Annotated in this window: 10 protein-coding genes and 3 pseudogenes; 5 read left to right on the top strand and 8 right to left on the bottom strand. The window is 70.4% G+C overall.

Annotated features, from left to right (window positions below):
• Window positions 1-369, top strand: a pseudogene (locus SKC42_RS12170) (hypothetical protein); the annotation flags it as partial.
• Window positions 370-410: 41 nt separating this feature from the next.
• On the opposite strand, the gene SKC42_RS12165 reads toward SKC42_RS12170, so the two are convergent.
• Window positions 411-1,481 (bottom strand): ATP-dependent DNA ligase, encoded by a 1,071-nt coding sequence (locus tag SKC42_RS12165; protein ID WP_330964536.1) that lies wholly within the window; start codon window positions 1,479-1,481, stop codon window positions 411-413.
• A 37-nt stretch (window positions 1,482-1,518) separates the two neighbouring features.
• Between SKC42_RS12165 and ligD the strand changes: the two genes are divergently transcribed.
• Complete coding sequence (ligD, locus tag SKC42_RS12160) at window positions 1,519-2,553, top strand: non-homologous end-joining DNA ligase (RefSeq protein WP_330964535.1); 1,035 nt, start codon at window positions 1,519-1,521, stop codon at window positions 2,551-2,553.
• On the opposite strand, the gene SKC42_RS12155 is transcribed toward ligD, so the two are convergent.
• The 5 genes from SKC42_RS12155 to SKC42_RS12135 form a co-directional block, all read right to left on the bottom strand.
• Window positions 2,550-3,353: a rhomboid-like protein gene (locus SKC42_RS12155; protein WP_330964534.1), complete on the bottom strand. Its 804-nt coding sequence runs from the start codon at window positions 3,351-3,353 to the stop codon at window positions 2,550-2,552. The genes ligD and SKC42_RS12155 overlap by 4 nt on opposite strands.
• On the bottom strand, window positions 3,343-4,692 hold the full coding sequence (locus SKC42_RS12150; RefSeq protein WP_330964533.1) for a diaminopimelate decarboxylase family protein: 1,350 nt from the start codon (window positions 4,690-4,692) through the stop codon (window positions 3,343-3,345). The genes SKC42_RS12155 and SKC42_RS12150 overlap by 11 nt, the downstream gene beginning before the upstream one ends.
• Before the next feature lie 101 nt (window positions 4,693-4,793).
• Window positions 4,794-4,928 (bottom strand): hypothetical protein, encoded by a 135-nt coding sequence (locus tag SKC42_RS12145; protein ID WP_330964532.1) that lies wholly within the window; start codon window positions 4,926-4,928, stop codon window positions 4,794-4,796.
• Between the two features lie 5 nt (window positions 4,929-4,933).
• A complete protein-coding gene (locus tag SKC42_RS12140) occupies window positions 4,934-5,707 on the bottom strand; it encodes an SDR family NAD(P)-dependent oxidoreductase (RefSeq protein ID WP_330964531.1) in 774 nt (257 codons plus the stop codon).
• Window positions 5,708-5,723: 16 nt separating this feature from the next.
• A complete protein-coding gene (locus SKC42_RS12135; RefSeq protein ID WP_330964530.1) occupies window positions 5,724-6,236 on the bottom strand; it encodes a PaaI family thioesterase in 513 nt (170 codons plus the stop codon).
• Window positions 6,237-6,330: 94 nt separating this feature from the next.
• Here SKC42_RS12135 and SKC42_RS12130 point away from each other — a divergent pair, with 94 nt between their 5' ends.
• The 3 genes and pseudogenes from SKC42_RS12130 to SKC42_RS12120 form a co-directional block, all read left to right on the top strand.
• Entirely contained in the window at window positions 6,331-6,987 is a 657-nt protein-coding gene (locus SKC42_RS12130) for a TetR/AcrR family transcriptional regulator (protein ID WP_330964529.1), read from the top strand.
• Window positions 6,915-7,154 (top strand): annotated as a pseudogene (locus SKC42_RS27720) (cytochrome P450); the annotation flags it as partial. The gene SKC42_RS12130 and the pseudogene SKC42_RS27720, both read left to right, overlap by 73 nt.
• 161 nt (window positions 7,155-7,315) lie before the next feature.
• Window positions 7,316-7,492: pseudogene (locus SKC42_RS12120) on the top strand (PPOX class F420-dependent oxidoreductase); the annotation flags it as partial.
• Here the strand turns inward: SKC42_RS12120 and SKC42_RS12115 are convergent.
• Together SKC42_RS12115 and SKC42_RS12110 are read right to left on the bottom strand one after the other, a co-directional pair.
• Window positions 7,476-8,639, bottom strand: a complete 1,164-nt coding sequence (locus SKC42_RS12115; protein ID WP_330964528.1) for a zinc-binding dehydrogenase — start codon at window positions 8,637-8,639, stop codon at window positions 7,476-7,478. The pseudogene SKC42_RS12120 and the gene SKC42_RS12115 sit on opposite strands and share 17 nt — an antisense overlap.
• A gap of 48 nt (window positions 8,640-8,687) precedes the next feature.
• On the bottom strand, window positions 8,688-9,674 hold the full coding sequence (locus SKC42_RS12110; RefSeq protein ID WP_330964527.1) for an SDR family NAD(P)-dependent oxidoreductase: 987 nt from the start codon (window positions 9,672-9,674) through the stop codon (window positions 8,688-8,690).
• Window positions 9,675-9,688 lie beyond the last annotated feature (14 nt).

The raw sequence follows: 9,688 nt of genomic DNA, 5'->3' as shown, positions 1-9,688 counted from the left end.
CGAAAACACCACCTGCTCAAGACGTTCTGGGCCGGCTGGCGCGACAAGCAGTTTCCCGATGGCACCATCGAGTGGACCTCACCCACCGGGCATACCTACCTCACCCACCCCGGCAGCCGGCTACTGTTCCCCACCCTATGCCAACCCACCGGCGAGATACCCACGCCCACAACCACACCCGAGCGCACCGCCCACCGCGCCCTGATGATGCCCACCCGCCAACACACCCGCACCCAAGACCGCGCCCGCCGCATCGACACCGAACGCGCCCTCAACATCACATCGCTCGAGCGGGTGTCACGAAGAGCAGCAACGAAAGTCGTCAGCGGCGGACCACGGCGCGACGAACACGAGCCCCCGCCGTTCTGACGGCTCCCAGGGTGCGTCCAACTGCAATGGCTTACCACCGCCTAGCCAGACCCCAACCCCGGCACGATGTCCCCGAGGCTGAAGGTCACCGGCTGTTCGAGCTGCTCATAGGTACACGAGCGCGGGTCCCGGTCGGGGCGCCACCGGTTGAAGTGCGCCGTGTGGCGGAACCGCGCCCCCTCCATGTGGTCGTAGCGGACCTCGACCACCCGCTCGGGCCGCAGCGGCACGAACGACAGATCCTTGCCGGCGTTCCAGCGGGAGAACTCGTTCTTGCGCGGCGTCCGCTCGCCGGCTTCGTGGGCGGCCCAGTTCCAGGGATGGCCCTCGAAGCTGGTGACGAGCGGGTGCAGCTCGGTGAACAGCCGCCGCCGCTCGGCCATCGGGAAGGCGCCGATCACGCCGACCGACGCCAGCTGGCCGTCGCCCTGATAGAGGCCCAGCAACAGCGACCCGATGGCATCACCGCCGGACTTGTGCACGCGATACCCGGCGACCACGCAGTCGGCGGTCCGCTCGTGCTTGATCTTGAACATCACCCGCTTGTCCGGCTGATAGGTGACCGTCAGCGGCTTGGCGATCACCCCGTCCAGGCCGGCTCCCTCGAACTCCTCGAACCACCGATGCGCGGTGTCCAGGTCGGTGGTCGCCGGCGTGACGTGGATCGAGCGCCCGGCGCCCGCGAGCGCGTCGACCAGGGCGGCACGCCGCTCGGTGAACGGACGCCGGGTGTAGTCGTCGTCACCCACGGCCAGCAGGTCGAAGGCGATGAACGATGCCGGCGTCGCCTTCGACAGCATGCGCACTCGCGAGTCGGCGGGATGGATGCGCTGTTGCAGCGCTTCGAAATCCAGGCCGTGGTCGGTCGCGACGACAATCTCACCGTCGATCACGCAGCGCGCCGGCAGCTCGGCCCGGACGGCCTCGACCAGCTCGGGAAAGTAACGGGTCATTGGGCGCTCGTTGCGGCTGCCCAGCTCTACCCCGTCGCCGTCGCGGAAGCAGATGGACCGGAAGCCGTCCCACTTGGGCTCGTACGAGGCGTCCGGCGGGATCGACGCGATCGATTTCGCCAGCATGGGGGAGACCGGCGGCATCACGGGGAGGTCCATGGGTTCATTGTGGCGGGCGGCGTGCTGGAATCGGACTATGGCAGCTGCGGAAGAACTCGACGTCGATGGCATCGCGGTGCGGCTGACCAACCCGGACAAGGTTTACTTCCCCAAGCTGGGTTCCGGCGGCACGAAGCGCCGGCTCGTCGACTACTACCTCGCGGTGGCCGGCGGCCCCATGCTGGCCTCGCTGCGTGATCGGCCGACCCACCTGCAGCGCTTCCCGGACGGCGTCGACGGCGAGGAGATCTATCAGAAGCGGATACCGCAGCACCATCCGGACTACCTACAGACGTGCCGCGTGACGTTTCCCTCCGGGCGCACCGCCGACGCGCTGCGGGTCACCCATCCCGCCGCGATCGTGTGGGCGGCGCAGATGGGCACCGTCACGCTGCACCCGTGGCAGGTGACCTGTCCGGACACCGACCACCCCGACGAGCTGCGCGTCGACCTGGACCCGCAGCCCGGCGTGGCGTTCAAGGAGGCGCGCGCGGTCGCCCTCGACGTGCTGCGCCCGCTGCTCGACGAGCTCGGCCTGGTGGGCTACCCGAAGACGTCGGGCGGCCGCGGGATTCACGTGTTCCTCCGGATCGCGCCCCGCTGGGACTTCGTTCAGGTGCGCCGGGCCGGGATCGCGCTGGCCCGCGAGGTGGAGCGCCGCGCCCCCGACGCCGTGACAACGTCCTGGTGGAAGGAAGAGCGAGGCAAGCGCATCTTCATCGACTTCAACCAGAACGCCCGGGACCGCACCATGGCGTCGGCCTACTCGGTGCGTCCCACGCCGATCGCGACGGTGTCGACGCCGCTCATGTGGGAGGAGCTCGCCGGCGCTGAACCCGACGACTACACCATGGCGACGGTGCCCGAGTTGGTGCGACGCCGCCAGGACCCGTGGGCGGCGATGCGCGACGTCGACCAGTCGATCGACCCGTTGCTGACCCTGGCCGCCGCCGACGAGGAACGCGGGCTCGGCGACCTGCCGTACCCCCCGAACTATCCGAAGATGCCCGGCGAGCCGAAGCGGGTGCAGCCGAGCAAGGACAGGGACCTGAAGGGGCGGCAGCCGGACTAGGCCCAGCGGCCGTTGCGCCAGCGGACCATCTGATCGATCGACTGCGCGGCGAGCGCCATGACGACGCCGGCGACCGGAGCCATCGCCCACGACCCGGACAGCATCACGTAGCCGAACGCGGCGCCGACGACCAGCAGCGTCAGCTGCCCGGGCGTCCAGCGGTCGATCGACCGCAACCGGAAGGACAGCGCGAAGCCCAGCAACAGCGCCAGCACGTGGCCGACGGCGGTGAAGTCCCCGACCCACGTCGCCGCCACCGCGACGCCCAGCCACCAGCCGATCCACACCGGCCGCCAGCGCACCGGAATGGAGGACGTCAGGGCGCCGAGAACGCACACCGCCCCGTAGCTGATGCCGACGTCGGTCGCACGCGCGACGGAGACGGGGACCCACCCGGTCTCCACGGCGCCGACCAGCCCCACCGCGACCACCAGCGTCGCGCCGATGTGGCCGACCGCGAATGTGATCACCAAGCCGGCGCTGCGCCAGATGATTTCCCCGAGCGCGAGCAGGCACACCAGCCCCGGAAGCCAGACGTAGACGTCGTCGCCGTCGTTGACGAACGCGCTCCCGACCAGGCTGGCCAGGTGGCCGTGCGCGAGGTTGTGCAGGTTGGTGCTCATCTGGCTCACCGCGACGGCGCGCGCGTGGGGGCCCATGGCGGTGAGGGTGGCCGAGACGGCGAGCAGGACGACGGCGTACGCCGCGGTGACGCGCAGCGACGCCGCGCCGGCCAGGGTTCGGGCGGCCACCCCGGTCCATCGGCCGGCGCTTTCCCGCACCGGGTGGTCAGCCAGCATGGCGCGCCTCCCGGGCAAGAGGAGACCAGCCACAGTCGCGCGCCAGCAGATCGGTGACGGTCTCGCGGCGCACCAGCTCCTGGGCGCCGCCGCCGACCACGCCGATGAGTGGTGGGTGGCCGGCCAGATTCCGCCCCGACCCCGTCGAGTAGTGGTACGCGCCGGTGCATGCGACCGCCAGCAGGTCGCCCGGATGGATGTCGGCGGGCAGCTCCACGTCGCGGGCGATCTCGTCGCCCGCCTGTCCGTGCCGCCCCAACACCGTGACGGGCGCCGTCGCGGTCGGCAGATGCCGATTCGCCAGCGCCACGGTCCTCTTGGCGCCCCGGGCCGCGCCGGGGTTTTGCCCGACGTCGCCGTCCACCGCGACGAGCGTGCGTCCGGCCTGCTGGCGCTTGACGGCGATGACCCGGTGCAGCGTGATCCCGGCGCGCGCGGCGATCGCCCGGCCGGGTTCGATGGCGACACGTGGGCGGGGGTACCGGTGCTCGGCACAGGCGGCCGCCAGTGCGGTCTCGATCACGCCGGCGAGCGCCCGGGGGTTGAGCTCGGGGCCGCCGGACGAGCAGGGCACGGCCTGCCCGCCGCCGAGGTTCAGCTCGGTGAGCACCACCTGATGGCGTTCGCGGACCTCGGCCATGAGGGCGATCATCTGCCGGACGGCTTCGCCGTAAGGGGCGGCGTCGGTGAGCTGCGAACCGAGTTGGCAGTGCAGGCCGGCCAGGTCCAGCCACCGCTGGCCCAGGATGCGCTTGATCACGCCGGCCGCCTGGCCGTCGGAGAGGGTAAAGCCGAACTCCTGGCCGGCCCGCCGGCCCCCGATGTCCGGGATCACCCGCAGCAGCACCCGCTGCCGGTGGCGCACCCGGCCAGCCAGCAGCGCGATCTCGTTCGAGGCGTCGATCACCACGCGCCCCACCCCCGCGGTGACCGCATCGTCGAGCTGGGATGCCGTCTTCGCGTTGCCGTGCAGGACGATGCGCCCCGGCGGCACGTCGGCGGCCAGTGCGGTCGCGAGCTCGCCGGCCGAGCAGACGTTCACACCGGCGCCCTCGGCGGCCGCCCAGCCGGCCACCGCGACGCTCAACAGGGCCTTACCCGCGTAGATGACCTCGGCGTCGGGCAGCGCGGCGCGGTAGCAGCGGATGCGGGCGCGGAAGTCTTCCTCGTCGATGACGTGCGCGGGCGTGCCGAACGTGGCCGCGATCTCGGTGGTGGGCACCCCCCCGACGCAGAGCCGGCCTGAGGCGTCGACGTAGGCGCTCAGCGGCCAGATCGCGCGGTCGAGGTGCGGGTTCAACCCGTGCCGCAGCGAGGGGAGCAGCTCGAAGAGCGTCATGTATCCACGGTGCGGCTCGCCCGGGGATCCGGCCACGTTCTTAACGAACCCTTCACACCCGCGCGATAAATCTTCACGGATACCTCGCGCGAGCTGGCCGATCACCCCGGCGGCAGCAAGGCGACCACCTCGTCGGCGGTCAAGATCGCGCTCGCATAGTTCGGGATGTTGACCTCGAGCGCGGCGCGCATTTCGGTCTCGGAATAGTCGGCCGTCGCGTCGCGCACCACGGTCACAGCCGCTATCTTCCGCCGCGGCCCCCCGAAGTACCAGCGAACGGGACGTCGTCGGGAGCCGCGTGCCGGGCCGCCATCAGGGCCCGGGCGGCGTCGCCGATCGGGATCCGCAACGGCAACTGCGGCTTCTCGGCGGCGTCGACGACCTCGGCCGCGACCTGCTCGGGGGTGATCATCCCGGCCCGGGGGCCACCGCCCTGCAGGATGGCGGCGTACGGATCCGCGGGCAGGGTGTACGTGGTCACGTCGTCCAGCGCGCCGGAGCTCACCGCGCCCGGCTCGAGCAGGGCGGCCTGGACGCCGAACGGCGCCACCTCCATTGCGAGCGCTTCGACCAGCGCCTCCAGGGCCCATTTGGTGGACGCGTAGGCCGCCCCGGGCGGCCGCACCACGCGGCCCATGACGCTGGACATGAACAGGAGCTTGCCGTCGCCGCGGCCGCGCAGCTGCGGCAGCACCGCCTGCGCCACGCGGATCGCGCCGACGGTGTTGAGGTCCAGCAGGCGCCGCAGCTCCGTGAGCGGTGTGGCCTCAACAGCGGCGTAGAAGATCGTGCCCGCGTTGGCGACGACGATGTCGATGTCGCCGGCGGCCGCGACGGCGGCGGTGACGCTGGCATCGTCGGTGACGTCCAGGGCCAGGCGTTCGCTGACGTCCAAGTCGGCCAGGGTGCGGGGATCGCGCGCGGTGGCCACCACACGGTGCCCGCGCCGGGCGAATTCGGTGGCGACGGCGCGGCCGATGCCGCGGTTGGCGCCGGTGATCAGGATGGATGACATTGGCGGTGAGCCCCCTTCAACGACGCAATTCGAAGATCAGCAGCGTGCTGGTCGCGGTGGCGACGAGCGCCCCGGACGCATCAGTGACCGCGCCTTCGGCGAACCCGATCCGTGAGCCCGCCTTGACGACGGTGCCGACCGCCGTCAGCGGTCCGCTGTCCTCGGTGACCGCCTTGAGGTAGTTGACCTTGATCTCGACGGACGTGTAGGCGACGCCTTCGGGGAGCGTCGTGTGTAGCGCGCAGGCGGCGACCGTATCGAGCAGGGTGCACACGAGGCCGCCGTGGACCATGCCCATTGGGTTGTGCATGGAGGCGTCCGGGTCGCACCCGAACGTGATGCGCCCGTGCTCGACGTCGATCACCCGCATCCGCATCAGCTGGCTGATGGGCGGCGGTGGCAGCTCTCCATCCGCGACGGCCCTCCAGTAGGCGAGCCCTGATACCGACGCGACCGCGGCCTGGGTGACGAGCGGATCGTGCCAGCTCACCGTGCGCGACTGCACGCCCGCTTGTTGGGAAGTCGTCATCGATAAGCCCCATAAACTGATCGGTTTACTTTGTCGTGGCCCAACCTAGCGAAACCGCCCGCTCTTGTAAACCGATCGGTGTACCGTCAGCGTCATGCCGGCAGCTGCGACCGCCAAGGGGCGAGGGGCGCGCGAGCGAATCGAACGCGCCGCGGCCCGGCTGTTCTACCGCAGGGGCATCCACGCGACCGGCGTCGAACTCATCGCGCAGGAGGCCAATGTCTCCAAGCGCACGCTCTATCAGCACTTCGCCAGCAAGACCGACCTCGTCGACAACTACCTGCGCAGCATCGACGCCCGCGGGGGCTCGCCCGTCGAGAGGCGCCTCGACGACGCCCAACTGCCCGCGGGCGAGCGGCTGCTCGCGATCTTCGACATGTCCGAGGCCGACGTGGTCCGGGGCTGCCCCTTTCACAATGCCGCCGTCGAATCGGCCGGATCGCTGACGACCACCGACGAGCTCGTACGCGCCCACAAGCGGGAGTTCATCCGCCGCCTCGCCGCGGTGGCGGGCGAGGCGGGCGCCGCCGACCCCGACCAGTTGGGCCGGCAGCTCGCCGTGCTCTTCGAGGGCGTCACCGCGCTGGCCACCACACTGAACGACACCGCGCCCGTGGCCGACGCCCGGGCCGCGGCGGCCATCCTCATCGACGGCGCACTGGGCTCCCGACCCCCTGGCATGCCGACGTCGAGCAGGCGCTCGCGAATTGGCGGGTCTTCTCCAGCCGGCGCAGCGACGTCCTCGAATTGATCCAGTCGAAGTTCGAAACGCCCAGCGGCGTCATGATGTTTCGGGATCCGCCCGAGCACACCATGCTGCGCGGTGTCATGTCGCGGGTCTTCACACCGCGTCGCATGGCCGCGCTCGAGGACCAGATCCGGCGGTATTGCGTTGGCTGCCTCGATCCCCTCGTCGGCTGAGCCGACCGGTCCGCATGTGGCCCGTTGGATGGCAAGGGATTTCGTGTGTCATGGCACCACCGTGCCGGCCTGGAGGGGCGGGTGGCGCTCGACGAGCTCCTCAACCGGTGGCCCGAGTGGGGTATCGACTACGGCACCGCGAGATTGGCCTCGACTTCCAGAGCGAGCCGGTGCAGGCCGTCGCCCGCGTGCTGCCGAAGTCCGAGACGCGGCGGGTATACAACGCCGTGCTGAAGCGGTACTGGTACCACGCCTGGTGGTTCTACGCGCACTCGATCGTTCGTGGCGGCATCCACAAGGTGCACGTGGGGCTGGAGATCACGCCGGCCGCGTAGCGTCGCTGCGGGGGTCGATGAGGATCTTCGCGTGCGCTTCGGGATCGCCGAGCGCCTCGAATGCGGCCTCGACGCCCGCCAGCCCGACCGTACCGGTGATCAGGGGCTCGACGTTGACCGTGCCGTCGGCGAGCATGTGCAGCGTGTCGCGGAACTCCAGCGGGGTGTAACCGAGCACGAACCGAAGGTCGATCTCCTTGTTGATCGCCATGGCCGGTCGGAGCTGGTCCGAGCCCATGCAGACGCCGACCACGACCACGCGCGAGAACAGCGGCGCGCTCGCGATGATGCCGTCGATGATGCCCGGCACGCCGACGCATTCGAAGATGACGGGATGCTTGGGTGTTGCCGCTCCGACCGCTTCGCCGGCGCGCCACACGTGCCACCAGGGCAGCCGCAACTTTTGCAGCTTCTCGATCGTGCCGACCGCCAGGTCGAACGCCTCGAGGATGCCGTGCAGGTGTTTACGGCTGGCGTCGGTCTCATACGGCGAATCCTGCGCGGGGTCGACGACGACGTCGGCACCGCAGGCGGTCGCCAACGCGCGCCGGCCAAGTGCGAAGTCACTGGCGATCACGGTGCGCACCCCGTGCGCCTTGAGCATGCAGATCACCGCGAGACCGATTGGCCCGCAGCCGATCACGATCGCCACCTGACCCTTGCCCACCTCGCCGCGACGGACCGCGTGCCAGCCGACCGCCATCGGCTCGGTGAGGGCCGCCACCTCGGGGGACAACCCGTTGGGAACGGCAAGCGTCAGCGACTGCTCGACGAGGAGCCGCTCGGAATACGCTCCCGGTGCCATCGTGGACAACCCGATCCCGTGCACCGCCTTGCCGCGGCGCAGCAGCGGCAGGGCGACCACCGTGCTGCCGGGCCGCGGGGCCCTGCGCGTGCCGGGGCCGTAATCGAGCACCTCGCCGCAGAATTCGTGCCCGAACACGACCGATTGGTTCGATCGCATGAACGCGTCGTAACCGGATTCGGCCATCACGTCGGCGACCTCGTCGCAGTGCTGGCGCGCGTGCAGGTCAGACCCGCAGATGCCGCACCTGAGGACCTCGATCAGTAACTGGCCCTTCGCCGGGATCGGGGTCGAGGTATCGACCACTTCGAGCTTCGCGTTGGTGCAGGTGACGCTCTTCATGTGTCGATCCTCCTACACCCCCGGGGCAGCCGAAAGTTCCTCGCCCGACTAGAGGCCGGCGGCGCGGAAGGCCCGGAAGGTGTCGGACAGGGTTTCCAGCGGGGGTCGGTACGTGATGCCGAGATCGCGCTCGCTCGGCGAATCGTCGGAGGCCGGCATCTGGGTGTAGTACTGCATCCCCGCCCAGGTGATCGGCGTCTCGAAGGGCAGGAAGCGCCCGGCGCGATCGAGCACCGCCCCGGCGACGCGCAGCGCGGTATCGGGGATCGGCACCGAGATCATCGGCGTCTCCGCTACCTGGCCGAGCAGGTCCGCGAGTTCGGCCGCGGGAACCCGATGCCCGCCCGCCATGTAGCGCCGCGGGCCGCGGCCCGGCTCCAGCAGCGCGGCGTGCAGGGCGGCCAGGTCGCGCACGTCGACGATCAACCACGCCGCGCTGCGCCCGGGGATCGCGTGCATCTGCACCGCCGCCCTGACGCCCTCGCCGGCTTCGCCGAACTGGTCGCCGACCGGCGGGCCGATCACCATGCCGGGATAGGTGATGTCGACCGGCGCGCCCGCATCCTGCAGGCCGCGGGCGTAGATCTCGACCTGAGCCTTCGACGTTCCGTATCCGTCGGCCCCGCCCACCACGGGCAGGTCCGCCGACAGCGTCTCGAGGCCCGGATGGAACAAGGCGGTGAAGCTGGAGACGTGGATGATCGGGTCCAGCCCCAGCTCGACCGACTGGCCGAGCACGTTCTGGGCGCCCTGCATGTTGGTGGCTAGCATTTCGTTGGTCTGCTGGGGATCCGTGGCTACGAGCGCCGCGCTGTGCACGACGGCGTCACACCCCTGCAGCGCCTCGCGCACCGAGACGCGGTCGGTGATATCACCGACGGCAAAGTCCGACACGTCGACGCCGAGCTGGGCGATGGAGGTCTTCAGCTTCTCCGGGGTGCGGACCAGGAAACGAACGTCGTGCCCCGCGTCGGCGACCGCTTTGGCGGTCCAGCCGCCGACGAACCCGGTGCCGCCCGTGATCAGAACGCGCATGCTGCGATTCTGCA

Source organism: Mycobacterium sp. 050134, from assembly GCF_036409085.1.
In the GTDB taxonomy this organism is placed as follows: domain Bacteria; phylum Actinomycetota; class Actinomycetes; order Mycobacteriales; family Mycobacteriaceae; genus Mycobacterium.
This window is presented reverse-complemented; position numbering and strand designations above follow the sequence as displayed.

Excerpts from the sequence above, each read along its gene's own strand:
- SKC42_RS12165 (WP_330964536.1), bottom strand. The coding sequence starts at position 1,481 with ATGGACCTCCCCGTGATGCCGCCGGTCTCCCCCATGCTGGCGAAATCG.
- SKC42_RS12150 (WP_330964533.1), bottom strand. The coding sequence starts at position 4,692 with ATGACGCTCTTCGAGCTGCTCCCCTCGCTGCGGCACGGGTTGAACCCG.
- ligD (WP_330964535.1), top strand. The coding sequence starts at position 1,519 with ATGGCAGCTGCGGAAGAACTCGACGTCGATGGCATCGCGGTGCGGCTG.
- SKC42_RS12110 (WP_330964527.1), bottom strand. The coding sequence starts at position 9,674 with ATGCGCGTTCTGATCACGGGCGGCACCGGGTTCGTCGGCGGCTGGACC.
- SKC42_RS12115 (WP_330964528.1), bottom strand. The coding sequence starts at position 8,639 with ATGAAGAGCGTCACCTGCACCAACGCGAAGCTCGAAGTGGTCGATACC.
- SKC42_RS12140 (WP_330964531.1), bottom strand. The coding sequence starts at position 5,707 with ATGTCATCCATCCTGATCACCGGCGCCAACCGCGGCATCGGCCGCGCC.
- SKC42_RS12130 (WP_330964529.1), top strand. The coding sequence starts at position 6,331 with ATGCCGGCAGCTGCGACCGCCAAGGGGCGAGGGGCGCGCGAGCGAATC.
- SKC42_RS12155 (WP_330964534.1), bottom strand. The coding sequence starts at position 3,353 with ATGCTGGCTGACCACCCGGTGCGGGAAAGCGCCGGCCGATGGACCGGG.
- SKC42_RS12135 (WP_330964530.1), bottom strand. The coding sequence starts at position 6,236 with ATGACGACTTCCCAACAAGCGGGCGTGCAGTCGCGCACGGTGAGCTGG.